The 23,806-nt window shown below is 71.3% G+C and carries 29 protein-coding genes; 6 read left to right on the top strand and 23 right to left on the bottom strand.

Features of this window, described 5'->3' with window-relative positions; translation table 11 throughout:
• Nucleotides 1-14 precede the first annotated feature (14 nt).
• From ACFWZH_RS21410 to ACFWZH_RS21375, 8 genes are all read right to left on the bottom strand, one after another.
• Complete coding sequence (locus tag ACFWZH_RS21410; RefSeq protein ID WP_384433300.1) at nt 15-2,252, bottom strand: phage minor capsid protein; 2,238 nt, start codon at nt 2,250-2,252, stop codon at nt 15-17.
• A 19-nt stretch (nt 2,253-2,271) separates the two neighbouring features.
• Entirely contained in the window at nt 2,272-3,726 is a 1,455-nt protein-coding gene (locus ACFWZH_RS21405) for a phage portal protein (protein ID WP_384433297.1), read from the bottom strand.
• 64 nt (nt 3,727-3,790) lie between these two features.
• Complete coding sequence (locus ACFWZH_RS21400) at nt 3,791-5,038, bottom strand: PBSX family phage terminase large subunit (RefSeq protein ID WP_384433294.1); 1,248 nt, start codon at nt 5,036-5,038, stop codon at nt 3,791-3,793.
• A gap of 4 nt (nt 5,039-5,042) precedes the next feature.
• Entirely contained in the window at nt 5,043-5,564 is a 522-nt protein-coding gene (locus ACFWZH_RS21395) for a helix-turn-helix domain-containing protein (RefSeq protein WP_384433291.1), read from the bottom strand.
• Between the two features lie 133 nt (nt 5,565-5,697).
• On the bottom strand, nt 5,698-6,600 hold the full coding sequence (locus ACFWZH_RS21390; protein WP_384433288.1) for a DUF2637 domain-containing protein: 903 nt from the start codon (nt 6,598-6,600) through the stop codon (nt 5,698-5,700).
• Between the two features lie 216 nt (nt 6,601-6,816).
• Entirely contained in the window at nt 6,817-7,443 is a 627-nt protein-coding gene (locus ACFWZH_RS21385) for a hypothetical protein (protein ID WP_384433285.1), read from the bottom strand.
• Nucleotides 7,444-7,541: 98 nt separating this feature from the next.
• The gene (locus ACFWZH_RS21380) at nt 7,542-8,279 is read right to left on the bottom strand and encodes a hypothetical protein (protein WP_384433282.1); all 738 of its coding nucleotides are present in this window, start codon (nt 8,277-8,279) and stop codon (nt 7,542-7,544) included.
• A gap of 82 nt (nt 8,280-8,361) precedes the next feature.
• Nucleotides 8,362-8,730, bottom strand: coding sequence for a hypothetical protein (locus tag ACFWZH_RS21375; protein WP_384433279.1), 369 nt, complete (start codon nt 8,728-8,730; stop codon nt 8,362-8,364).
• Nucleotides 8,731-8,860: 130 nt separating this feature from the next.
• On the opposite strand from ACFWZH_RS21375, the gene ACFWZH_RS21370 reads away from it, so the two are divergent.
• Nucleotides 8,861-9,154, top strand: coding sequence for a hypothetical protein (locus ACFWZH_RS21370; RefSeq protein WP_384433276.1), 294 nt, complete (start codon nt 8,861-8,863; stop codon nt 9,152-9,154).
• Between the two features lie 36 nt (nt 9,155-9,190).
• On the opposite strand, the gene ACFWZH_RS21365 is transcribed toward ACFWZH_RS21370, so the two are convergent.
• The 15 genes from ACFWZH_RS21365 to ACFWZH_RS21295 all read right to left on the bottom strand — a co-directional run bounded on the left by ACFWZH_RS21365 (nt 9,191) and on the right by ACFWZH_RS21295 (nt 17,153).
• Entirely contained in the window at nt 9,191-9,970 is a 780-nt protein-coding gene (locus tag ACFWZH_RS21365; RefSeq protein ID WP_384433273.1) for a hypothetical protein, read from the bottom strand.
• Between the two features lie 26 nt (nt 9,971-9,996).
• Nucleotides 9,997-10,386 carry a hypothetical protein gene (locus ACFWZH_RS21360; RefSeq protein ID WP_384433271.1) on the bottom strand — a complete coding sequence of 130 codons (390 nt, stop codon included), beginning with the start codon at nt 10,384-10,386 and terminating at the stop codon, nt 9,997-9,999.
• A complete protein-coding gene (locus tag ACFWZH_RS21355) occupies nt 10,383-10,991 on the bottom strand; it encodes a hypothetical protein (protein WP_384433269.1) in 609 nt (202 codons plus the stop codon). Before ACFWZH_RS21355 ends, ACFWZH_RS21360 begins: the two co-directional genes overlap by 4 nt.
• On the bottom strand, nt 10,988-11,221 hold the full coding sequence (locus tag ACFWZH_RS21350; RefSeq protein ID WP_384433266.1) for a hypothetical protein: 234 nt from the start codon (nt 11,219-11,221) through the stop codon (nt 10,988-10,990). Before ACFWZH_RS21350 ends, ACFWZH_RS21355 begins: the two co-directional genes overlap by 4 nt.
• Nucleotides 11,222-11,298: 77 nt before the next feature.
• Nucleotides 11,299-11,757 carry a single-stranded DNA-binding protein gene (locus ACFWZH_RS21345; protein ID WP_384433263.1) on the bottom strand — a complete coding sequence of 153 codons (459 nt, stop codon included), beginning with the start codon at nt 11,755-11,757 and terminating at the stop codon, nt 11,299-11,301.
• On the bottom strand, nt 11,730-11,966 hold the full coding sequence (locus ACFWZH_RS21340) for a hypothetical protein (protein ID WP_384433260.1): 237 nt from the start codon (nt 11,964-11,966) through the stop codon (nt 11,730-11,732). The genes ACFWZH_RS21345 and ACFWZH_RS21340 overlap by 28 nt, the downstream gene beginning before the upstream one ends.
• 38 nt (nt 11,967-12,004) lie before the next feature.
• Complete coding sequence (locus tag ACFWZH_RS21335) at nt 12,005-12,400, bottom strand: hypothetical protein (RefSeq protein WP_384433257.1); 396 nt, start codon at nt 12,398-12,400, stop codon at nt 12,005-12,007.
• Nucleotides 12,397-13,104: a hypothetical protein gene (locus ACFWZH_RS21330; RefSeq protein WP_384433254.1), complete on the bottom strand. Its 708-nt coding sequence runs from the start codon at nt 13,102-13,104 to the stop codon at nt 12,397-12,399. The genes ACFWZH_RS21335 and ACFWZH_RS21330 overlap by 4 nt, the downstream gene beginning before the upstream one ends.
• Nucleotides 13,104-13,997 carry a hypothetical protein gene (locus ACFWZH_RS21325; RefSeq protein WP_384433252.1) on the bottom strand — a complete coding sequence of 298 codons (894 nt, stop codon included), beginning with the start codon at nt 13,995-13,997 and terminating at the stop codon, nt 13,104-13,106. Before ACFWZH_RS21325 ends, ACFWZH_RS21330 begins: the two co-directional genes overlap by 1 nt.
• 180 nt (nt 13,998-14,177) lie before the next feature.
• On the bottom strand, nt 14,178-15,017 hold the full coding sequence (locus ACFWZH_RS21320; RefSeq protein ID WP_384433249.1) for a recombinase RecT: 840 nt from the start codon (nt 15,015-15,017) through the stop codon (nt 14,178-14,180).
• A complete protein-coding gene (locus ACFWZH_RS21315) occupies nt 15,017-16,081 on the bottom strand; it encodes a YqaJ viral recombinase family protein (RefSeq protein ID WP_384433246.1) in 1,065 nt (354 codons plus the stop codon). Before ACFWZH_RS21315 ends, ACFWZH_RS21320 begins: the two co-directional genes overlap by 1 nt.
• The gene (locus tag ACFWZH_RS21310) at nt 16,078-16,314 is read right to left on the bottom strand and encodes a hypothetical protein (protein ID WP_384433243.1); all 237 of its coding nucleotides are present in this window, start codon (nt 16,312-16,314) and stop codon (nt 16,078-16,080) included. The genes ACFWZH_RS21315 and ACFWZH_RS21310 overlap by 4 nt, the downstream gene beginning before the upstream one ends.
• Nucleotides 16,311-16,643 carry a hypothetical protein gene (locus ACFWZH_RS21305; RefSeq protein WP_384433240.1) on the bottom strand — a complete coding sequence of 111 codons (333 nt, stop codon included), beginning with the start codon at nt 16,641-16,643 and terminating at the stop codon, nt 16,311-16,313. The genes ACFWZH_RS21310 and ACFWZH_RS21305 overlap by 4 nt, the downstream gene beginning before the upstream one ends.
• Before the next feature lie 76 nt (nt 16,644-16,719).
• Complete coding sequence (locus tag ACFWZH_RS21300) at nt 16,720-16,950, bottom strand: hypothetical protein (RefSeq protein WP_384433238.1); 231 nt, start codon at nt 16,948-16,950, stop codon at nt 16,720-16,722.
• Complete coding sequence (locus ACFWZH_RS21295) at nt 16,947-17,153, bottom strand: helix-turn-helix domain-containing protein (RefSeq protein WP_384433235.1); 207 nt, start codon at nt 17,151-17,153, stop codon at nt 16,947-16,949. Before ACFWZH_RS21295 ends, ACFWZH_RS21300 begins: the two co-directional genes overlap by 4 nt.
• A 266-nt stretch (nt 17,154-17,419) precedes the next feature.
• On the opposite strand from ACFWZH_RS21295, the gene ACFWZH_RS21290 reads away from it, so the two are divergent.
• The 5 genes from ACFWZH_RS21290 to ACFWZH_RS21270 all read left to right on the top strand — a co-directional run bounded on the left by ACFWZH_RS21290 (nt 17,420) and on the right by ACFWZH_RS21270 (nt 23,672).
• Nucleotides 17,420-17,863: an XRE family transcriptional regulator gene (locus tag ACFWZH_RS21290; protein ID WP_384433232.1), complete on the top strand. Its 444-nt coding sequence runs from the start codon at nt 17,420-17,422 to the stop codon at nt 17,861-17,863.
• Between the two features lie 232 nt (nt 17,864-18,095).
• On the top strand, nt 18,096-18,356 hold the full coding sequence (locus ACFWZH_RS21285) for a hypothetical protein (RefSeq protein ID WP_384433229.1): 261 nt from the start codon (nt 18,096-18,098) through the stop codon (nt 18,354-18,356).
• Between the two features lie 153 nt (nt 18,357-18,509).
• Nucleotides 18,510-20,309 carry a recombinase family protein gene (locus tag ACFWZH_RS21280; protein ID WP_384433226.1) on the top strand — a complete coding sequence of 600 codons (1,800 nt, stop codon included), beginning with the start codon at nt 18,510-18,512 and terminating at the stop codon, nt 20,307-20,309.
• A 464-nt stretch (nt 20,310-20,773) separates the two neighbouring features.
• Complete coding sequence (locus ACFWZH_RS21275; protein ID WP_384433223.1) at nt 20,774-22,162, top strand: NAD(P)/FAD-dependent oxidoreductase; 1,389 nt, start codon at nt 20,774-20,776, stop codon at nt 22,160-22,162.
• 199 nt (nt 22,163-22,361) lie between these two features.
• Nucleotides 22,362-23,672, top strand: coding sequence for a class I SAM-dependent methyltransferase (locus tag ACFWZH_RS21270; protein WP_384433220.1), 1,311 nt, complete (start codon nt 22,362-22,364; stop codon nt 23,670-23,672).
• The last annotated feature ends 134 nt before the right edge of the window (nt 23,673-23,806 follow it).

Genomic DNA, 23,806 nt, shown 5'->3' with positions numbered 1-23,806 from the left:
CTCGCCCCTCTCGGCTACAGGCGGTTTTGTCGGTCGTCGCGGTTCTTGCGGGCGGCCTCGGCCGCTTCGCTGCGCTGGCCGGTGAGTTGCTCGGTGAACTCTGCCAGCGTAAGCCGCGGATGATCAGCCCACCAGCGTTTCAGCTCTTCCGAGGCACGCGCATACGCGACGTGCGCCGGCCCCGAGAACAGAGACAACGGGTGCACCCCGTCGGCCTCGGCGCGCCGGCTGAGCAGCTCGCCGCGCAACGCGTCCTCGGCCGTGAGGTACTGCCGGTAGATGTGCTCGCGGTACAGCTCCCCAATCTGCTCGCGGGTGTAGGCGTGGCGGGCGGCCTGCTGCGCCTCTTCCTGCTCGGCGACCCATCGCTCGGTAGCGGACATGCCGGCGAACCGGTCGGGCTCGTCCTCGCCGAGCGCCAGCCATGCCCACGCCTCCGGGGCCGGCACGGGCGCGAGGGTCTCGTCGACGAGGCGCCGGTCGCTGAGCTGATCGGCGACTGTGTCGCTCGTGCGCGGCAGCTCGGGCACTTCGACGGGGTACCGGCGGTCAATCTCCGCGGCGATCCTCTCGGCCTCGGCCGGCCGCGCGTACCGCACGGCCCACCCGAGCACCTCGTCGCCCAACGGCGCCAGGTCGACGGCGAGCTGCCCGCCGGGGAAGACCTCGGCCAGCAGCTGCCGGCGGTCGGCCTCGGCCGCGAGCGCGGCGAACTCGGCCGGGTCCGTGGCACGCCGCACGCGGTGCGCGAGATCGGCCTCGGACAGTCCGACCAGATCGGCGCGGACCTCGGGCAGACGGGCGGCGACGTCGCGCCGGTCCATCTCCGCAGCCGCGTGCAGCACCTGCTCGTCGTCCAGGTGCGGCAGTACGCGGCCGAGCTCGCGGTCGCTGAATGCGGAAAGGTCGGCGGCGAGCTGCCCGCCGGGACGGATGCGGTCGAGCAGGGCCTGCTCGTCGCGCCGGTCGAGCTCGGCCGCGGCGCGGCCGAGGTCGCGCTCGTCGGGCACGCCCGTACCGATGGCGTCGGCGAGCTGCTGCTCGCTCATCTCCCCGGGCGTGTGCTCGTCGCCGGCGCGCAGCCGCGCGGCCTCGACCGCGCCCTGCGGTGCCTCGGTGCGGGCCGGGGGAAGGTTGCCGGCGCCGAGCTGCTCGCGGGTGCGGTTGCGGCGCAGCTGCGGGTGTTCGGCAAGGTGCTGCCTCATGGCTCCCTGCCACCTGCGTACCTTGGCCTCGGCCGCCTTCTTGGCCTCGGGGGTGGTGGCGCCCGCGGCCCGCTTCTTGTGCTTACGGATGTTCCGCTCGATGGCGCGCTGTCGCTGCCCGGCCTCGTAGCTCTTACCGTCCGAGCGCATCGGCGGAATGAGCGACGAGACACCAGGGATATAGGCCGAGACGGAGTGCCTACAGTTCGGATGCTGAAAGCCTGCGCGGCGCGCCTCGTCGAGGGTGCCCTGCACCACCACGCGCAGCATGCGCCCGTCCTCGATGGCGTGCTCGACCTCGACCGTACGGCGTCCGTCGGGCCCGTCGATCGCCAGCAACCGGCCCTCCCACGGGCGGCACAGCGGGCACTCGCGCGGCGCATCGGAGACGATGACCAGGTCGAGGCCGGCCTCGGTCAGGGTGCGGGTGTGCGCCTCGACGGCGGCCCGTGCGGTCGACGTCCGCACCGCCATCTCGGCATAGCTCGTCAGCTGCCAGCGGCGGCCGGCCCGGTCGGTGAAACCGGAGATCCCGCGGTCGGCAAACTGCCGCATCGCGTCCTGCGTCGCTTGCCGGCGCGTACCGGTCCCCAACAGGGGCGTTGCAGTCACCTTCGCGACGATCTCGCGGAACGTATCGACGACCGCCCGCAAGATGCCGCGGTGCGTTGCGGTGACCAGGTCGACCGCCTCGTGCGCGAGCCTGTCCACAGCCTGTGCATTGGGCGTGATCTCATCCACCAGCCGGCGCGCCGCATCCGACAGTGCGCCGAGCTCGGCAACCGCGGCGCGATGCCCGCGGTTGTAGCTCTCGGCGATCACGTCGAACACCTCAAGACTCACCGCGCGGCCGAGCTCGTCGACAACGGCCTGCGCCGCGCGGCGTAGCGGCTGGATCGCCGCCAACTTGCGTTGGGCCCACCCGGGGGCGTCGTAGCCGGCGGCGAGCTGCCGCGCCACGATGCCAAGCAGCCGTTCCTCGGCGTCCGCGTACAGCCGGTACGTGCCGGCTGACAGGTCCTCGACCATGTCGGGTGCAACGGGCACCGTGCACCCCCCTTACCGGCTATGCCGCGAACGGCAGCTCGCTCTCGTCCTGCGCGGCCGGCGCCGGCGGGGCACCGGTAATCGGGTCGGGCACGGCCGTGCCGCTCTCCTCCCGGATGCGGTCGACCTCGGCCTGCACCTGCTCGTCGGACCAATCCGGACGCAGAATGCGCACCTTGGTCTCGGTGCTCGCCGCCTCGGCCTGCGCCAGAAGCGCGAGGGTCTGCGCGGTGCTCTGCGGGTCCTCCGAAACCGCGTCGCCGAACTGGATATGCGGGCGCTCGCCCGTGGCGACCGTCGAGAATCCGAGGACACGGTCAAGGCGCAGCATCACGTGCAGCATGTCGGCGACGGCCGGCGCCCAGTAACGCGCCTTGGTGTCCCGGGTGATCATGCTGCGTCGCTCGCGGGCGACGACCTCGGTTGCAGTCGCCGCGGTCGCATCCCCCAGCCCGAAGGACTGCGCGGAGTAGCCGGCGCTCTGCGCGGCTTGCCGCACGATGGCCTCGGCGGTCTGCTGGTGCTCGGCCACCCTGATAGCGAACTGCGACAGGGTGATCCCCGCCGCGCCCGTTTCGGTCGGCGGAATGTTGAGCGTCTGCCAGATCTCCCGATCAGCATCGAACGACGCGCCGTTTCCGGCGCCGTTGGATCGCAGGTAACCGTCAGGCACGATCAGCCGGGCGCGGGCGAGCCGAAGGTCGCGCATCCAGCTCGACCACGTCGAGTCGAGCGCGTCGAACAAGTCGTGCGCGCCCTGGAAGTCGGACCGTCCGAGCGGTGAGCCGCGGTGCGGCCGGTTGGGGCGCATGTTGGGTACGTAGGCGGCGGTGATCGCGTCGGGCAGCCCGGTCTCGATGGTGTCGCCGGCCTCGCCGAGGGAGTCCGCCAGGGCGGCGACCTCGGGGTGCTCGACCAAGGGGACGCGCACGCCGAGGCGGTCGGCGTCGCCCTGGTAGAGGCCGTGCAGGATGCGGCCGGGCTCGTGCCGCTCAAGGTGGCGCCATACGGTCGCGTTGTCGCTCGGCAGCTCGTGCCAGAACGTCACGGCCGACAGGATGCCGAATCGGAACTCGGGCAGCGCACTGTCGGCATGTACCGCGGTGAGCAGCGGGCGGGCGGCGAGGCTGGCATCCCACGTAACGCGCAGGAAGACCCCGCCGAGCGCGGCGGCGACTTCGGCCGCTTCCAACAGGGTGTTTGCCACGCCGCCGGCCTCGGTGAGCTCGTCGAGCCGGGCCTGCGTCGCGGTGTCGTCGACGGTGAACGTCGGCGGCTCACTGAACAGCAGCGAGGCCGAGGTGTTCGCGATGTCGGCGGCGAGGGGGATGTGCAGCCGGTCGTCGCGCTGGCCGAGCGCCGGCGGGCGCCGGCCCCACAGTCGGCGGCGGCCGTCGGGCCGCAGTTGGTCGCGGGCGTAGACCTCGGCGAGTCGTTTGCGGTCGCCGGCGTACCACGCGTCGTCGACGCGCATGGCGGCGTACTCGGCGGCGAACTGCGGTGGTGGCCACGGGGCCCCGTTCTCTGGCAACGGCACGTCAGCTCACCCCCTGGGCACTTGGGACGGGTAGCAGGTGGCGCCACTCGTGGGCGGCGGAGTGCACGGCGTAGCGCAGCGCGTCGACGCCGTGATCGTCACGCTTGATCGGCTTGTCTTCTCCGCGCTCGGAGGCGGCCGGATCCCATGCGTACGCCGGCAGTTCGTCGAGCAGCCCGGTACAGCTGCGGTGAATGCGCAGCAGCCCGGAGTCGAGCGCGGTCGCCGTCGAGCGGATCCCGTCGAGCACGTCGTTATTGGCACGGGCGATGCCGGGGTGCCCGTCGTTCCACATCTGCACCGTGAACGACGCGGCGCTCGGGTCGATGAACGTCCACTCGGGCACGACGTCCTGCTCGTCGAGCCATGCCCGGATGCGGGCGCTGTACTGCGCGTCGGTCAACTGCCGGTGCGCGGTCCGGGAGTCCCAACGCCACTCGGCGCAGGCGTACAGCCGGTCGTCGGTGCCGAGGCCGAGCAGTACGGCGCTGGTGGCGTTGGTGGTGCCGTAGTCGATGCCGAGCCAGTGCCGACGCATCGGGGGCAGGGTGTCGACGACGTGCTGCTGCTCGTCGTACATGTCGAAAACGGCGCCCTCGGCCACCACCCACGCGCCGTCGATCATCCGCCGTTTCCACAGACCGACGTACTCGGCGGCGAGGGCGGCGACGTACGCCGCGGAAAGACTGGGGTTGTCGTCGAGGCGGAAGTGCCACGCCTTGAGGTCGAGCTCGTGCGCGCGGTCGAGATACCCCGTCTTGAGCCAATGACGCGGAGAATCCGGGTTTGTGGTCCCCAGCAGCCGGGCGCCCGGAACGGACAGTCGGGCAAGCAGCTGCACCCAAAAGCCCTCGGGCAGCAGCGTTGCCTCGTCGACGTAGGCGAGGCTCGCGGTCAGACCACGCAGCCGGCCCTCGGCCCGAGCGTCCGCGGCTCCAATGAGATGGACCGTTCGGCCAAGTACCGTCGCGGTCGTCGCCCCGCGGGTGTGCCGCACCTGCTGCGCCACATCCCAGAACAGCGCGGGATCTTGCAGCGGTTCGAACACGTTGCGCTCGATCGTCTGCAAGCTTCGGCCCACAACCAGGATGAGCCCGGAGGCCGGGGCCTCGGCGACGGCGAGCAGCCATGCGAGCAATGAGGCGATCGTTTTGCCGGACCGTACGGCGCCGTGCCAAATGTTGATGCGGGCGGTTGCCTGCGCCACGCTGCGCAGCTGCTTGCGGGACAGGGGCAGGGTGTCGAGCACACGCTCACCCCCCGCCGGTGTCCTCCTCGGGCTCGTCGTCGCCGAACGCCTCGCGCAGTCCGCGGGCGAGGTCGCCGAGCATGGAACGGACCTCGCCGGCGCTGTTGCCGGCGTCGATTTCGGCGAGCCGCGCCGCGCTGGTCAGGTACGAGCCGATGGCTTGGGAGTGGTGCCGCTCGTCCTGGGCCGGCGGGTCGTCAGTCGTGATCCGGCGGGTACGGCCGTCGGGCAGCAGCTCGACGCGGACATACGCGCCGGCCTCGACGCGGTCGAGGTTCGCGGCGGCGCGGGTGTAGAGGCGGGCGACCAACTGCCGGCGCTGCTCGGCGAGGTCGAGCTGCCGCGCGGCCGTGGCCGGCGCGACGCGGGCGCCGCCCTCGAACCGCAGCCCGAGCTCGTCGGCGATACGCGAGACGGTCGAGGCACTGCGGCCCATGGCGCGGGCGATGGTGTTGCGGGATTCGCCGGCGGCGTGGCGGCGGCGGATCTCGTCGCGCTCGTCGTCGGTGACCGGTCGGCGCGTCATGGCGTCACCTCCCGGGCGAACAGCGAACGCCCGCCATGCCGGGGGATGCATGGCGGGCGTTCGGGCTATGAAGTTGGTAGCGGCGCCCCTGTTTTCGGGCACGCCGGAAGCGCCGCCAACATTACGGCAGTCGTTATCGAATCGCAACCTCTTCGAGGTGCGCCTCGACGAGCTCGCGAATCTCTCGGCCACGGGTGCGCTTGAGGCCGAGCTCGGCCCCGACCCTCTCAGCCGTCGGTCGCTTGCCGCTCGTCCGCTGCACGCGCCGGTAGGCGGCGACCCATTCCTGCGGCACCTCGACGACGCCGGGCAGCTCAGCGCCGCCCGCCGCGGCGTCGGTCTCGTCGACGAGCGGCGGCGGGGCGGCGAACGTCGCCGCATGGGGCAACGGTGCCGGCGGCGTGGCCTCGGTGTCGGCGGCGGTGAACGGCGGCTCGTCGTCAACGGCGGCGACCAGGGCGGCGAGGTCGACCTGCCGGGCCGGCATGCAGGCGGCAGTGTCGCCCGCGCTGACCTGCGCAAACCGTTCTGCAGCGTCCTCTGCCCGATCCGCTGCGGCGCGTGCGGCGGCGGTGGCGTCACCGACAGCGGCACTCACGGCGCCGGCGACGGTCCGGGCGGCACTCTCCGCACGAGCGGCGGCGTCCTCGGCCGCGGCGACCGACGGTGCCACGTCACCACCCGTCGCCGTACCGGCGGCCGGCGCCGGCAACATCCGCACAAGTAGCTCGGTGGCGACCAACTGCGCCGTTGGCGGCGTCACGGCAATAGCGATGCCGGCGGCGGTGCCGTCGGAATGAGCGACGTTGAAACCGAGCGACGTCGCCGCGAACCCGACAACCGTCGCCCAGTAGGCGCGCGTCGGCCGGCCGGTGCGCTTGGCCACCACCACGCCGACCGTGCCGACGACCGCGCCCCCGTCGACCAACACGGCGAACATCCACACAATGTCGGCGGCGACGCCGTGCTCGACGGCAAGATCGGTGAGGGCGGCGAACGACAGGCGGAAGGCGCAGTAAGCGAAAACGGCGGTCATGCTGCCCGAGGCGAGCAGCGGTGCCCGTCGGACGGATGCCGGCGCCGGCGGGGCCGCGGGGCGTGCGGCGGTAGGGTAGGGCGTAGCCATGGCGGGGGTAGCTCCCGTTCGTGGTTAGGCCCGTCATCGGTGGTGGAGACACCGCGGCGGGCCGTTTGCGTTTTCAGGGGCCGGGCGCCGGCCTCGACCACTCAAGCCGAGGCCGGCGCAGGCGACTTAGCGCGTCGCGTCCTCTTCGTGTGTGTAGGTAACGTGCACCGTCTGCCCCTCGTGGGCGGGGTTGCTGCCGCGCCACACCCGCACACGCGCATGCACCTGCGGGACGCGGCCCGCGACCTGCCCCTGCGTGCGCGCGCTCCACTCGGCGTGGGCGCGAGTCTCGTCGAGCACCTCGGCGGCGTACTCGGCGACCCGCTCGCGGTGCCATACGCTCTCGCCGGCGTCGTCTTCCTGCCATTGGCCCTCGCGCAGCACGTCAACGGCCCAGGTGTGGTAGCCGTACGTGTCCCCGAGCTCGCGCAGCTTGCCCTCGCCGCAGTTCAGCTCATCGGCGATCTCCGTCACGCCCATGCCCGCGGCCATGGCCTCGTAGATCTCCTCGACGAAGTGCTGCACGTCCTCGCCGCGGCGCGTGGCCTCGCCGACATAGCCCATGCGCCGGCGGGCGGTGGCGAGCTCGTACTCGGCCGTAATGGCGAGCATCTCGTCGAGCACATGGCCACGGGGGGTGGCTCCCCTGGTGCCGCGCACTGCGGTGCCGACCTGCGCGGCCTGCGTCCTCGGCGCGGTCTCTCCCATGCGGGTGTAGCGGGCGACCTTGGGCTGCTCGTTGCTGGGGCTCATGGTTCCTGCTCTCCTACCTCGTGTGGTGGATTGAGTGTCGCGTGCGCCGCTGACACGCCCGCCCCGACCGTATGCCGGGGCGGGCGCGCCAGGTTCAGTCAGCCGAAGAGCGCGCCCTGCTCGCCCTCGCCGAGGTCGAACAGCGCGTCGCCGGTCGCCGGCGGCGTCGAGGCGATCCAGCCCCCGTGCCACGTCCCGTCGTTGGCCTCGGCCTGCTCGATGGCCTCGACGGTCTCGGCGAGCTCGGCCTCGACAGTGGCCTGCTCGTCCTCGCCGGCCAGCGGGGCGCCGAGCTCGCGTGCGGTCTGCTCGGCGAGGTCGACGGATGCGGCGTACTTCCCGTCGTCGATCTTCCGCGGGTCGGCGGTGAAGGTGTGCAGCTCGCCGTGCATCGCGGTGATGGCGCCCGGCCATGCGCTCCGCAGGAACCCGACGACCTGCTCGCGCTCGATCACGAGCACGTCCCCGTCGAGGATGTCGTCGCGGCACTGCGTCGCGTTGTACGCCTCGCCGGTGCTGCCGAAGTGGTGCACGGCCGGCTGCGCCTCGGCGTTGGCCTGCTCGGGCGCCTCGACGGGCTGCTCGGGCGCGGCCGTGATGACGCGGACGCCGTAGCGGGCCGCGCGCTCGATGCACTTGCGGCACGTTGCCTTTCCGTCGACGTCGCCGCGCTCCAGCTCGTAGAAGTCGGTTGCGGGGCGGCACAGCGCGTCGCCGGCCTCGCGGCGCAGCCGGCCGTCGAGGGGGACGTCGAGCACGATGTGCCGGGCGAGCTTGGCCTGCTCGGTGCTCTGGTGCGGGTGGTACGACTGCCGAACTCGGGCCGTGATTTCCATGGGGGTCGCTCCCTTGATCGATGGGTGCCGGGTGGAGACCGGCGAGGGGCCGGGGCCCGCGCGGTGCGGGCCCCGGTACTGCTCAGCGCCGCAGGGCGGCGGGGATGATCAGCACGGGCGCGGCGGCGGGCCACACGTCGCAGACCTCCCAGGGGTAGCCGCTGGTGACGACCACGTGCTCACCGGGCTCTTCGGCCGCGCGCTCACAGAAGGAGCAGCACGCCGGGTCGGACGGCGTGGGGTGCGCCTCGTACTGCTCGTTGGTGTACTCGACCTCTTCGAGGATCACCGTCCGGCCGAGGCCGTAGGCGCCGCCGAGGATGAGGTCGCCCTCGACGATGTCGCCGGCGCGAGCGAAGCGGGCGGCGGCGGGGTCGCCCAGCAGCGGGGCGTGATCGGCGTCGGTCGGGTATTCGGTGACGACCACCGGGAAGAACTCGACGTTCTGCATAGGGGGTTGCTCCCTTTCCTTCTTGGTGCCGCCGGGTGGAGACCGGCGGTGCACCTCCTTTATAGGGTGCCTAGAACGAGAAATCAAGTCTCCCTAGAAAACGATCTCCGCAACCGCGTACCCTGCTCCCATGACCGAGACGACCGACCCCGCCGAGCAGGCACGCGCCGCCCTACGCGCCCGCATGTCCGGGCACCTCGACGCCGCCCTCGCCTGCCTCGACGAGATCGGCGACCCCGTCGAGCGCGAGCTCGCCGCGCGGATACTCGCCGACGACCTGCTGCCCGACGCACGAACGAGAGTCAAGGACGTACGGTCCGCGGCCGTCCAAGAACTACGCAGGGGGTTGAAGCTGCGCGAGGTCTCCGACCTGATCGGCTTGTCGGTCGCGCGCGTCGACCAGATCGCCAAAGGCAAGGGCTAGCAACAGCCGGCCGCGCAGACTCGCCACGGGCCCCGGTCATGCTGCCTGCGGCGCGCCGGCCCGCTGCTGCGCGGCGTCGAGCGCAACCACCAGGGCCGGAAGGGCGTGCCACTCCCACACGCGCCGGCCGAACTCGTCGCGGTCTACCGGGGCCGTACAGCTCGGGCCGGTCGAGCAGGTCACCCGCGGCGGCGCGTCGGGGTCGGTGTGCAGCGTGAGCTCGCCCGTGCACCAGGGGCACGGACGCTCGGGCACGGGCACCGTACGGGCGTCGAGGCCAACAGCACGCAGCACGCGCCCCTCGGCGACGAGCGCGACGCGGTGCGCCTCGTGCAGCAGGTGCTCGGGCAGTGGCACGTAGGGGGCCGCGGCGAGGGTGCCGTCGAGCAGCAGCTCGGGCTCGGTGTCCTCATCCAGCAGCCGGCCCTCGACCCACAGTGCGGCCCAGTGCAACCCATGCGCCCGGCTGCCCGGATCGGTCAGGCTGCGGAACGTCCAGCGGCCGGGGTCGTCGAGGGGTGCGCGCTGCACGGCGGCGGCGAGGGTGTCGGCGAGGTCGAACAGCGCCCGCTCGACGGCGAGGCCGGCGTCGAGGGCGCCGAGGTTGAGCGGGGCGGGGTGCTCGCGCAGCACGAGCGGGGCGCGCTCGACGAGCGGCTCGTCGTCGGCCTCGGGGCGCAGCAGGTGCGCGAGCTGCCGCGGTGGCCATGGCTCGGCCGGCGGGGTCTCGATGGCGAGCAGCAGCTCGCCCCACTGCTGGCGGACGGTGCGCAGCGCGGCGGCGCCCTCGCGGCGGGCAGTTGCGTCGGTGGGCATGGGGTGCGTCTCCTCCCGTCGGTGGGTCACGCGTTCGTGTGGTCGAGGGCCGGCTGTCGGCCGCGGCGCAGGCGGGCGACGGCGCGAGCCAGTGCACGGCGCCGCAGCTCGGAGCGCGCCGAGGCGTTCGCCCACATGACGGCGTACTCGTCGGCGTTGTCGTGGGCGAGGTCGAGCTCTTCGCACATCTCGCGGACGCGCTCGGCGACGTCGTCGACCAGACGTGGGCCGGGGGACTCGCCGAGCAGGCGCGCGAGCTGCGCCTCGACGACGCGGGCGCGCCGGATACGGGCCATGGCTCGCACCAGCGCGCGGCGCCGTACCTCGGAGCGTTCGCAGGCTGCGCGCCACTGGCCGAGGTCGACCTCGCCGACGGAGTGCGCCGGCGAGATGTGGCTGCGTGGTGGCGGGGTCATGGTGTGATGCTCCGGGGCTGCGTGTCGGCGGCGGTGGCGAGGGCCGGCTGCGGGGTGTGCAGTCGTGCGGCTATGTGTTCGGCGAGCGAAGGCCAGTTGGGGGCGCCGCACGCACGTTGAGCGGCGGCAAGCCAGTTCGCGTACCGGGTCGCGTGGGCTTCCTCCTCGGCGCACCGTTCCTCGGCGCGCCGTTCGGCCTCGGTACGCCGGGCGCGTGCTTCCTGGCCGGCCTGCTCGGCCGCGAGGCCGTAGAACATCCCCAGGTGCGCCCACACGTCCGCCCAGGTTCGCGCGGCGCGGATGCTGCCGAGGGTGGCCTCGCACCGGGCGGCGTGCTGCTCGGCCTCGACGATGGCCTGCTCGGCGGCGTCGAGGCGCTGCTGCATCCGGCGCACCGCGGCCTGCTGTCCGCCTGCGGAGCGGCGCGCGGTGTCGCCCTCGGCGAGCTCGGCCTCGACGGTCGTGCGCAGCAGTGCGGCCTCGGCGGGGGAGAGCACGCCGCGCTCGGCACGGGAGAGCAGGACGAGCAGCAAGTCGCGGCGGGCGGTGCGGGATTGCTCGCGCTCGGCGGTGCGGGCGCGGCGGTTGCTTCGGGTGCGGGTCATCGCAGGTGCACCACCTTGGCGAGCTCGGCGAGCTCGGGGTCGACCGGGTAGGAGATGACGAGCTCGCCGGCGTCCTGGTGCACGGTCGCGTCGGTCAAGGTCCGGCCGGTGTCGTGCAGCTTCGACCGCGCGGCGGCGAGCAGCTCGGCGACGTCGAGCAGGGATGCCGGCAGGGGCACGAAGTGCTCGGCGCGGGTCTCGTGAACGTGGCGGAACCTGGGGGCAGTCATGGGCGGGTCACTCCGAAGGGAAGACGGGCGCGCCCTCGCGCGCATGGGGGCGGCATCGACCGGTCGCTCGGTGCCAATCAGAACGGCGGCTCGTCGGCGTACTGCGGTGGCTGCGGGGTGCTGTTCCACGGGTCGGCGGTGGGTGGTTGGGCCGGCTGCGCCGTGTTGGTGCGGCTGGCCTTGGTGATGCGGGCGGTTGCGTTCTTCAGGCTCGGTCCGACCTCGTCGACGTCGAGCTCGTAGGCGGTGCGCTTGATGCCCTCGTGGTCTTCGTAGCTGCGTTGCTTGAGTCGGCCGGTGACGATGACGCGGGCGCCGCGGGTGAGGGATTCGGCGACGTTCTCGGCGAGTTGGCGCCATGCCGAGCAGGTGAGAAACAGGCTCTCTCCGTCGCGCCATTCGTTGGCCTGCTTGTCGAAGGTGCGGGGGGTGGAGCCGATGCGGAAGCGGGCGACCGGTGCGCCGGCGGGGGTGAATCGCAGCTCGGGGTCGTCGACGAGGTTGCCGGTCACGGTGATGACGGTTTCTCCAGCCAAGGGGCGGCCTTTCGTGCTCGTCGGATCGTTGTTCGTGCCGTCACGCACCTTAGCGGGTGTGGGTGAATCTTGGCGCGCGGGTTGTGATCAGTGATGGCCATGCCCTGCTCATCGAGGGCGGCGAGCAGCTGCTCGGCATCCCGGCGGGCGGCGGGGTCAACCGGGTGCCGGGCGGCGTCGTAGAGACCCGGGCGCAGCTCGTACAGCACGCCGGCGAGCATCCCCACCAGGGCCGGCGAGGGGGCGCTCACCGGATGCCCTTCCCGCCGGCGACGTGACGGCATGCGGTGCGCCCGCGGTGACGTCCGGGAGCGCCGGGGGCCTGCTGCATAAGCCGCTCGTACAGCGGGTCGGCCTCGTCGACCAGGGTCGGGCTGGCGACGGGCAGCACGGGCGCCTCGGGGGCCTGCTCGACGACCTCGGGCTGCTCGGTCGGCTCCAGGGTGCGCAAGGTCTTCCAACGGCCGTAGCTGAGGTGGCGCTGAAACTCCACTGTCGCGCCGGCCGCGGCCCACTTGCGGGCCTGGGCGCGCACCCGGGCGCGGTCGGAGTTGTCGAACACCGACCGGCGCCGGCGGTGTGGCCATGTCGCCACAGCGCGGAAGGCGCAGACGGTGCGGTCGGTACGGGCTCGGCGGGTCATGCTGCGACCTCCTGTGCGGCAGCGTCCAGTCGGGACGGGTGCGGGGAGCGGCGGCGGTTGGCGCGGGCCTCGCCGGCGAGGTTCATTCGGCGGGAGCGGCACGGCTGACCAATCGGTGCGCCGCACCAGGTGCAGGCGACGGCGAGCGGGTCGGGGCGGCCGGCGGCGACCGCGGCCTCGCGCTGCGCCCGTATCGGCCGGTAGGCGACGAGCTGCTGCCGTACGGCCGGCGGGATGGGTGAGCCGATCTTGTCCAGCCGTTCGGCTAGCTCGGGGTCCACTTCGCCGGCGGTGAGCTCGCGGTGCTGCTCGACGGGCGCGGTTCGTCCCGTGGCAACGGCAGCCCGGGAGCGGCGCAGCTCGGCGAGGTAGCCGGCGACGTTGTCGGGGTCGACGGGCGGGGCCGGGTCGGTGTGGCGCTGCATGAGGCCGGCGCGGTGCGGTGCCCAAGCGGCGAGGATGTCGTGCGGCTCGATGGGCCGGTATCGGGCGCTGTTGTCGCCGCCGCGCTGCTCGTAGTAGCCGCGGACTGCACGGCCGACGTCCCACGAACTGTCGGGCAGGGTGGCGGGGACTTCTGCGAGGGCCTCGGTCCATCGGGTGATGGCGCGCTCGGCGAGGTGCTCGTCGACGAGCTGCCGGTCGATCCGACCGTCGAGGCTACCGACGCGGTCGAGTAGGGCGGCGATTTCACGGGGCTGCATCAGACGTTCTCCCGAGATTCGATGTTGTCGAGGGCGGCGAGCAGGTTCTGCCGGGTCGGGACGGGGGAGGGCGCCGAACGTCCGCGAAACGGCACCACGTTGCCGGCGGGCCGGCCCGGGGGCGGCGCAGCGGGGGCGCGGTCGAGGTCGGACCAGACCTTGAGCCAGTACCGGGCTGACTTGGGCGCATCCCCGGGGGCGGTGCGGTGCGCCGCGAGCTCGACCAGGGCGGCGACGCCGTGCGCCTCGACGAGCCGGTGCGCGTCGCGTTGCTCGCCGAGGCCGAGCGACCAGTGCACCGCCACGCCCGCGGCGTCGAGCGCGTCGGCCAAGGGGCGCAGCTGCTCGACGACCGCCGAGCCGCTCGTGCGCGCGGACGCGTGCGGCTGCTGCTGTTGTTGTAGAGAGCTGCTGTTGTTTAGGGGGCCGGTATCCGCTCCCCCCGAGGCCGGTATCCGGCCCCCCTCCGGGCCGGTTACCGGCCCTCCCCCGGGCCGGTTACCGCTCCCCCCGGGGCCGGTTACCGGTCCCCCGGGGGCCGGATACCGGCCCGGGTCGGAATCCGGTCCGGGCCGGTTACCGGCCCCCTCAAAGGCGGGCATGTCGGGCTGCTCGCGCACGTGCCCGACGGCGTGCGGCAGCTTGTAGACGGTCTCGCCGTTCGGCCCGAGCCGGCCCTCGACGACTTCCAGCTCGCCCGAGTCGAGCAGCTTGTCGACCGCGGCCCGCACCGACGAGCGGGCGGCGCGAGTGCGCTTGATGAGCAGGGCGGTACCGGCGTAGGCGGTGCAGCTCGCATCGGGGCACCAATCGGCGATGGCGAGCAGGACCGTGCGAGCCAGTCCGCGAGATTCGGAGTGGTCCCAAACCCAATCCGAGGCATCCAGGGTCAACGCGCTTTCCTTACGGGCGGGTTGGACGGGGGTTCACGGCGGCCGGCGAGGGCGGCCGGCGTATGGCGGGGGCAGCGCCACCCGATGACGTAGCGGCGGGCGCCCGGGGCGCCGCAGTAGCGGCGCCCCGAGCCGTCCCAGTGCCCGCACCTCACGCGGCGGTGCCGGGGGCGTGGTCGATCACTGCGCGTCGCTCTCGTCGGCGTCTGCGCCCTCGTCGGCCTCGACGGCCTCGCCCTCGATGTAATCCGGGGCGGCGTCGATCCCGTCCGCCGAGACATCGCGCCGCACGGTTCCGTCATGGGCGACCGCGTGCGCGAGCTCGGTCGACTTCGGCAGCAGCTTGAACAGCTGCCGAATGCCGGTCTTCTTGGCCATGGCGTCGTAGTCGGTGCACCAGGGGCCGTCATCGGCTGCCTTGGACCGCCGGCGGACACGCTCGACGTCGCCGGGGGAGAGCACGACGAACGCCGAGCCGCCGTTCTTCAGCCGCGCAACCGCGTAGTACGCCACGGGCCGGCCGCGGTCGGTGGCCAGCGACGGGACGTGCCGCAGCACGGGGTCGAGGCCGTAGGCGAACTCGAACTCGTCGGCCTCGTACACGGTTTGGGCATCGAGGCCAGCGGCGAGCGGGTGCTGCCAAAAGAGCTTGATCATGCCCTGATAGCCGATGATCAACTGCACTTCGTACGCCCGCTGCTTCTTGTTGAAGAAGGGGACGAGGTACGCCTCGCCGGTCGCGCCGCCGGGTTCGAGGCCGAGCTGCGCGCAGGTCATCAGCGCCCCGCCGAAGCTCGCTTGCGTGCACTCGGGCAGGTGCCGCACCCGACGCAGCTCGGTAAGCGCGATACGGGCGATACGGTCCGGGCTGACGTGGTCGGGCAGCGCGCGGGCGATCTCCCCGCGCATGGAGTCGACGAACTGCGCGAGCGTCGGCGCGGGGGCGTTGGCCGGACGCTGGGCGACCTGCTTGCCGGCCGCGGCCTTCTTGGCGACGCGATGCGTAAGGTCCGTGGTCACTACTTCTTCCCCTTCTTGGCGGTGGGCACGAGCAGACGGCGCGCACGGTGCGCGCGGTAGAGGTCGGGGCGGTCGGCGGCAAGCCTCTTGGTGTCCAGCGACGGCGTCAGATGCGCGTATCGGGCGGCGAGCTCGGGGTGCGCCGCGGCGAATCGCTTTGAGGCGAAGGTGCCGTTCTGCTTCCACGTGAACGCGACCTCATCGCGGCACCGCACGATCTCGGCCTCGCCGGCAATCGCCTTGAGCTGGTTCTCAATGACGCGCCGTTCGTCGGCGAGCTGCTGCTCGCGCTGCTTGATCTCGGCGAGCTGGTCGAGCAGCGGCAGCACCTCGTCGGGGTCGGCGAGGGTCACGGCGTCCGGCTGCACGTCGTAGAGATGGGCGAGCAGCTCGGCGGTAGCGGCCGAGCCGTCGACCGGCGGCGGCGTGCGGTCGAGCACGAGCTGCCAGAAATCGCCGACGAGCTGCACGAGGTGCTCGACGAGCTGCTCGTCGCGCTCGACGCGGTGCACCATCAGCCGGTTACCGCCGACCAGGGCGGCGACGTGAGCGCGGCGGTAGCCGGTGACGGCGAGATACCAATGCGTCTGCAACGCCGGCCCGTCGGGCACTCCCTCGGCCCACTCGTCGAGCTGGTACGCCGATCGCGTCTTGATCTCCAGCAGGCCGGGCACGCTCGGCTCGTTGGGGTCGAGCACGACGCGGTCAAGGTTGGCGAGCATCCACGGGCGGTCGACGTGCGCGAGCGTCCCGGGGCCGTCGGCGACGCGCAGGCCGGTGCGCGCGGCGAACACCTCGGCGACGATCGGCTCAAGGGTCGTGCCCCAGAAAGCGGCCTCGTCGAGCTCGGGCGACCGCGGCAGATCGTCGGGCAGCTCGCCGACCTTGTCGAGGTAGACCTCAAGCGGACCGCGGTAGCGATCCATGCCGAGCACAGCGGAAACGTCCGAGCCGCCCACGCCGGCGCGGCGTACGTCGAGCCACTGCTCGCGTTCAAGGCCGGGCGGGGCGACGACAACGGCCGTCGGGGTGGCGGTGGTGGGGCGTTCGGGAGCGAGCGTCATGCGGCGAGTCCGTTCGGTCCGAGGGGCAGATCAAGGGCGGCGAGTAGCTCGTCGCGGGCGGCGTCCGCCGCGGCGACGGCGCACTCGCGGCCGTAGTCCGTGGCGAAGGGGTAGGCGCGCATGTAGGCGGCGCGGCCGGTGGCCTCGGCGAGGTCGAGCAACAGCTGCTCGACCTCGGCCGGCTCGTCGGCAAAGGCGGCGGCAACGGCGTCGAGCACCGTCTCGGGGGTCACCACTGCGCACCCCCGAACCCGGGCGGCAGCTGCGGCGCGTTCTGCCGGCGCAGCGTGCAGGCCCGTACGTCGTAGCGGTGCTCGCGCGTCCAGTCCGCGGCCGGGAAGATGCGGCGCAGCAGCCGGAAGGCGGCGCGGTGCACGTCCGCGCTCGCCTGCATCGGCCGGCCGGCGGCGTCGACGAGAAAGACGTGCGTAGCGATGCGCGGGCCGCGCGGTAGGTCTTCCATGTAGACGGGCGTGATCAGCACCGCGGCGACGCCGGGTGCGATCCGGTCGATCACGCGGGCGGCGCGCTGGGAGCGGGAGCGGGTACGGTTGTTGGGCACGACCTGTTGCCTCTCTTTGGTGGGGATGGGTCGTCGCCGGGCCGCTCGGGGACCATCCGGGCGGCCCAACTTCGTGTCAGGCAGCGGCAGCTCGCGGCCCCGTCGAGGCCGGCGAGGTCTGCGCCTGCTTGCGCAGGCGGCGAATCTGCATTTCGATCTCGCCGGGGGTGCGGTTGCTGCCGGCCGCGGCGGCGCGCGCTGCCTCTTTGATGGGCAGGGAGTCGCGGGCCCGGCGGGCAGCGTCGACAGCTGCCCGCGCGTTGCGGAACGCTTCCGCGGGGCTGATCGGTGCGCCGGCATTCGTCATCGCGCGCCCCCGAAGAGTTCGCCGGCGGTGATCCCGTAGGCGCGCTCGATACGGGCGAGCGTCGCCGAGCTCGGGCGCGAGACGCCGTTGCGCAGGCGCCACGCGGTTGCCGGGTTGATCTCCAGCCGGCGGGCAACGGCTGCGTCTGTGGTGTCGCCCGCAGCCTTCCAAGCCGCGAGTAGACGCGCATGGTCGAAGTGCACGGCGTGACCTCCTGTGCCCCGTGTTTTCGTTCGTGATGGCACGAACGTAGAGGCTTATGTGCGTGCTGGCAAGCACGTTAAACCGACTGGCCGGATCTTTCTCACGTGACGCAAAACGCGCCCTGGCATATTCGCCTGCGGGTTCGAATGCGGCGTGTAGAGTCCAGCTCACGCACGGGAGTTAGGGGGATGACGGTGGCGGCGAGCGCCATGCGCGCATGTGCGAATCAGTACACGGGGGCGCGTCAAGCGGGTATCTTGCACCCATGCGAAGGACTGAACGCGAACGCACGGAAGCCCGCCGCGAAGCATTTGCGGCCTGGTTCCGGTCGAGGCTCGTCGAGCTCGATTACGACCTCTCAGCACCCCGCGGCGGCGGCATCGGCAAGTTCGCCGCCGACGTCGGCATCTCCCACACGATCGTCTCGCACACACTCGCCGCGAAGAGGATCCCCAGCCCGGAAGTGCTGGCCGACATGGCGCCCGTACTCCGCGTACCGCTTCCCGAACTGCTCGTACGCGCCGGCATCCTCACCGAGGAAGAGCTGCCCACGAGACAAGGGGCCCCCGAGGGTGGCTCACCGCCAACGCCCGAACAGCTGGCGAAATTGGCAGGCATCCATGATCCCCAACTCGTACAACATTTCGTGACGTTCGTTGCAGGGCTACGAGCGCAACAGGCACAGAATCAGCAGGAACGGGGCAACTAGCAAAAGCCAGGCAGGAACGGCGAAACCGGCGTCGGACAAAGCAACTGACGAACTGTCCGACACCCCCGGGATACTCGAAACGGGCCCCCTGGTTCACGCCCGGGGACCGGACGGATTGCCGTTCCGCCACGGTCAGACCTGCGCTTAACCGCGTAGCTCCCCTCTGTGTCGCAACCGGCAACACGTCCCACATAGCGACAAGGACAACAGCACAGAATTGGGAGTAAGCGGCGTGCTTAATCCGCACACCATCGGGACAGCAGCAGCAATCGCAGGGGCGCAAATCACCGCGGCCGTCATAGGGGCCAAAGCCAGCACCAAAGGCAAGTACGGCAAGATCGCCAGAGCCGCACTGATCGCAACTGCCGTTGCCACACCGGCCGTTATCCTCGCCGCCGAACGCAGGCGACTCGAAAGAGCAACATACGCCGCGAAGGTGGACGGGTACCGCATCGCCGCCGAACACGCCCGGCAAGGAATCCTCTACCGCTAACCATGCCAACAGGGCACATCAAACCCATGTGCGGCGCGGGGGCTCCGCATGGCCAGACGACCACCAACTCGCCGAGAAACGAGATGACTTGAAACCCCCCACCCGAAGCTGACCAGGCGCTACCGCGGGGGGTAGCGCCCGGCGCTCCCCGGAATGGAGGAACGCACCTTGCAATACGCAACACCCTCCAGGGCGCAGCTCTTGCGCTTCCTGGATGAGATCGAACCGCGCGGCCGAGAAGTGCCGGCCGCATTCCGCGGCATCGACCTGGACGAGCTCGAACCCTTCATCGGGTACATACGGGTCAGCAGCTGGAACGAAGAGAAGATCTCGCCCGAGCTACAGAAGACCGCAATACGCGACTGGGCTCGACACAACCGCAAACGCATCATCGGTTGGATCAGCGATCTTGACGCCACCGGAAGGAACTTCCGGCGCAAGATCATGCGGGGCATTGAAGCCGTCGAGGCGAGGTTCGCCGCCGGCATCGGCGTATGGCGATACAGCCGCTTCGGCCGCAACAGGACCGGCAACGCCATCAACCTTGCCCGGCTCGAAGATGTCGGCGGCCGGCTGGAGTCCGCAACCGAACCCGTCGACGCCGGTACAGCCATCGGCCGGTTTCAGCGCGGCATGATCCTTGAGCTCTCCGCGTTCGAGTCCGACCGCGCCGGCGAACAGTGGAAAGAAGTCCACGCGCACCGCCTCGGCCTGCTGCTCCCCTCGGGCGGCCGGGCTCGCTTCGGGTACATCTGGCACCCGCGGCGCGTGCCCGACCCCGAAGAGCCGGGAGGCTGGCGCGTACAAAAGGAGTGGTACGAACCGAACACAAAACTCGCCCCGCTCTTCCCCGAGCTCTACCTCGGGTACATCGACGGAACCGGGTTCATCGACCTCGCCCGGTACCTCAACCAGCACGGGCACCGCACCACCCGCGGCAACCCATGGCGGCAAGACAGCCTGCTGCGCTACATGGACAGCGGCTTCCCTGCCGGCCTGCTCCAGGTCCGCGACTCCTGCGACTGCCCCAAGAACAAGAAGAGCTCTTGCCGACACTGGCGCCACTTCCGCGGAGCACACGACCCGCTGATCAATTGGGAGATCGAACGCGACGCCGAAGAGCTCTGGGCCGAATACCGCGAGAAGCGCGCAAAGGTGGCCAAGATGCCCCCGCGCGCACGGACAGCAACCTACGACACCACCGGCCTCGTGCGCTGTCCCCTATGTAGGGGAGCCATGACGGGCCACCCGAACGGGAGCGGAGCCGTCTACTGGCGGTGCGCAAAGGCGGACGCCGGCGGCGACTGCCCGGGAGTCTCCGCAACCTACGGCGACCTGCTAGAGCTCGTGCAAAAGTTCCTCGTCAAGGTCGCGAACGGCATCGACACCGCACCACCGACAGAGGCGCCCATACCGCCTCGACCGGCCGCGCCCGACCTCGCCGAGGTACGCGCCGAGCTGTCCGCCGAGCTCGACAAGATCAAGGCGGCGCTAAGGCGACTCGTCAAGGACTACGCCCTCAACCCCGACCGGTACCCGGAGGACGAGTACGACGAGGCGCGCCAGGAACTGTCGGAAGATCGCGACAAGGCGCTCGCGCAGCTCGCCGAGCTCGACGAGCTCGACGAGGCAGCGGGACAGGAGGAAGACCTGCCCGCGCAAGAAGACTTCCGCCCCCTGGTTGTCGGCGTCCTCCCCGAGTGGGCGACGTTCTCGCCGAAGCACCGAAACGCGATCTTGCAGCAGCTCATCCGGCACATCCTCGTGTCCCCGCGGCCGTCGCGGTATGAAACGCTGGCGCGCATCGTTCCCGTGTGGGAGTCGGAAGAGACAATGTGGACACCCGCCGTTAAGGACGGTGACCCGGTGCCACCAGGGGGAACGCTGACCGATGACCAGAGTGTCACTTTGGAAGACATGCCCGACGGCATCGCCTGGAGCATCGCCGGCTGAGTCGCCGGCCGGGGGCGCGCCCCCGGTGCGGCAGGGGTCGGCAACGGCCTCTGCCGACCGGCGTCTTGAGCGGGCGGGGTGCCCGTCCGAGCGCGATCCGGGGGCTTTCGAGGGTTCCGTGGAGGGGCCCGCGAAGAAAGTTCGTGAAATCCTTCACATGAAAAAGCCTCCTGTTGGGCGAACAATCTGTTCGTCCGACCCTCATTCGAAGGTCCTAAGACCCTTCGACCCGGAGGATGCGTGGGTGTCGGAGCGCGGGCGGTGCGCTCCCGGAAGGCGTGGTTCAGCCGCCCGGGGCCCGACAAGGCCTGATCAACGGGGGTCTCCAACGCCTCGGGCCCTACGGTGGTTCCACTCCGTACTATGGCGTCGGTCACGAAGCCGGCGGAGTGTAGCAGATGCCCCCTCGGTGCTTGTGAAGGGGCTCACGAGCGACCCCCCATGTGGGGGTGGATACTCGATGCATGAGCACCACGGAGCGTCCCAGGATCCTCGTAGTAGGCGGTGGGTACGTAGGCCTGTACGCAGCTCGGCGCATCCTCAAGAAGATGCGCTACGGCGAGGCGACCGTCACGGTCGTCGACCCGCGGTCGTACATGACCTATCAGCCCTTCCTGCCCGAAGCCGCCGCCGGCAGCATCTCCCCGCGGCATGTCGTCGTCCCGCTGCGACGCGTGCTTCCCAAGGCGGAGGTCCTCACCGGCCGGGTCACCACCATCGACCAGGACCGCAAGGTCGCCATGATCGCCCCGCTGGTGGGCGAGGCGTACGAGCTGCCCTTCGACTATCTGGTCATCGCGATGGGCGCGGTCTCCCGCACCTTCCCCATTCCCGGCCTGGCCGAGAACGGCATCGGCATGAAGGGCGTGGAAGAGGCCATCGGCCTGCGCAACCACGTCCTGGAGCAGCTGGACAAGGCCGACTCCACGACCGACGAAGAGGTCCGCCGCAAGGCCCTGACCTTCGTCTTCATCGGCGGTGGCTTCGCGGGCGCGGAGACCGTCGGCGAGGTCGAGGACATGGCCCGCGACGCCGCGAAGTACTACAGCAACGTCAAGCGCGAGGACATGCGCTTCCTGCTGGTCGACGTCGCCGACAAGATCCTCCCCGAGGTCGGCCCCAAGCTCGGTGCCTACGGCAAGGAGCACCTGGAGAGCCGCGGCGTCGAGATCTACCTCAAGACCGGCATGGACTCCTGCGTCGACGGCCATGTGAAGCTCAACAACGGCCTCGAGGTCGACTCCAACACCATCGTGTGGACCGCGGGCGTCAAGCCCAACCCGGCGCTGTCGCGCTTCGGTCTGCCGCTCGGCCCGCGCGGTCACGTCGACACCGCCGCCACCCTCCAGGTGCAGGGCACCGACTACATCTGGGCCGCGGGCGACAACGCCCAGGTCCCGGACCTGGTCGGCCGCAAGAACGGCAACGAGAACGCCTGGTGCCCGCCGAACGCGCAGCACGCGCTGCGGCAGGCCAAGGTCCTCGGCGACAACGTGGTCTCCGGTATGCGGGGCTTCCCGCAGAAGGAGTACAGCCACGCCAACAAGGGTGCGGTCGCCGGTCTGGGCCTGCACAAGGGCGTCGCGATGATCGTCATGGGCAAGATGAAGATCAAGCTCAAGGGCCGTCTCGCCTGGTACATGCACCGCGCGTACCACGGCATGGCGATGCCGACGTTCAACCGCAAGATCCGGGTCTTCGCCGACTGGACGCTGGCCATGTTCCTCAAGCGCGAGGTCGTCTCGCTCGGCGCCATGGAGAACCCCCGCGAGGAGTTCTACGAGGCGGCCAAGCCGGCCCCCGCGCCGGCCGCGGCCGGCGCCGGCGACAAGCCGAAGGCCAAGGCTTCCTGAAACCCCGGTCGGCTACTCCGACCAGCCCGAAGGGCGTCCGCCATCCGTGGGGCGGGCGCCCTTCGGCGTGTCCGCTCTGGCGAAAAGCGGGCTGTTTGCGGTTCTCTTGCGTGTGAACGGGACTATCCGGGCGCCCCATTGGCGTTTACGTGGTGGGTGAAACTTCTTTGCCCGACTCGTCAACACGGAGGTGTGCGACATGGCCGACGCCGCTGGACGGCTCACCAAGCTCGCCGAGGAGGTGCTGGGGAGCCCGCTCCCGGTGCGCATCCGCGCCTGGGACCGCAGCGAGTCCGGCCCGCCGGGGGCACCCGTACTCGTCATCCGCAACCGCCGTGCGCTGCGCCGGCTGCTGTTCAAGCCCGGCGAACTGGGCCTGGCCCGCGCCTGGGTCGCCGGCGACATCGACATCGACGGGGACCTCTACGAAGCGCTCGATCTGCTCGCCGGGATGATCTGGGAGCGCGGCGGCGATGCCTCCGGGCCGCAGCGCGCCGCCGTACTGCGCGCGCTGGCCCGGCCGGAGATCCGCTCCGCCGCCCGGGAGCTGCTCACCCTGGCCGGCGCCCCGGTGCCGCCCACGCCGCCGGCCGAGGAGGTACGGCGCCGCCGCGGACCGCTGCACACTTTGCGGCGCGACAAGGAAGCCATCAGCCACCACTACGACGTCGGAAACGACTTCTACGCGCTGGTGCTCGGCCCGTCCATGGTCTACTCCTGCGCCTACTGGGACGGACCGGACGCCACCTTGGAGGACGCCCAGCGCGACAAGCTCGACCTGATCTGCCGCAAGCTCGGCCTCAAGGAGGGCCAGCGGCTGCTGGACGTGGGCTGCGGCTGGGGCTCGATGGTGCTGCACGCGGCCCGCGAGTACGGCGTACGGGCGGTCGGCATCACCCTCTCCGAGGAGCAGGCCACCTTCGCCCGCAAGCGGATCGCCGACGCCGGGCTCGCCGACCGGATCGAGATCCGGGTGCAGGACTACCGCGAGATCAAGGACGAGCCGTTCGACGCGATCTCCTCGATCGGGATGGCCGAGCACGTCGGGCGGGCCCAGTACGCGGAGTACGCGAGCGCGCTGTACTCCCTGCTCAGGCCCGGCGGACGGCTGCTGAACCACCAGATCGCCCGGCGTCCGCTGGCGGACGAGGAGACCTACCGGGTCGATGAGTTCATCGACCGCTATGTCTTCCCGGACGGGGAGCTGGCGCCGGTCGGCCGGACGGCCGGCCAACTGGAGGAGGCCGGGTTCGAGGTACGGGACGTGGAGGCGATCCGGGAGCACTACGCGCTGACGCTGCGCAGCTGGGTCACCAACCTGGAGGAGCGCTGGGACGAGGCGGTGCGCCTGACCTCCGAGGGGCGGGCCCGGGTCTGGCGGCTGTACATGGCCGCGTCGGCCCTGTCCTTCGAGCGGAACCGGATAGGAGTCAACCAGGTCCTGGCCGTCCGGACACCGGAGAGCGGAGCCTCCGGGGTGCCGTTGCGGACGCGGGTGTGGAAGGGCTGACACGCCGGTGGGGCGGGGGCGGGCGGGGCCCGCGCCCCCCCCCCCCCCCCAACCCCCGGTGAGGCGCCCCCCCGGTGGTGATGGGCCCCCCCCGCGGCCCGCCCCCCCCCCCCCCGAACCCCCCCCGGGGGGGC

The sequence above is a fragment of the Streptomyces sp. NPDC059008 genome (genome assembly GCF_042749045.1).
Taxonomy (GTDB): Bacteria; Actinomycetota; Actinomycetes; order Streptomycetales; family Streptomycetaceae; genus Streptomyces.
This window is presented reverse-complemented; position numbering and strand designations above follow the sequence as displayed.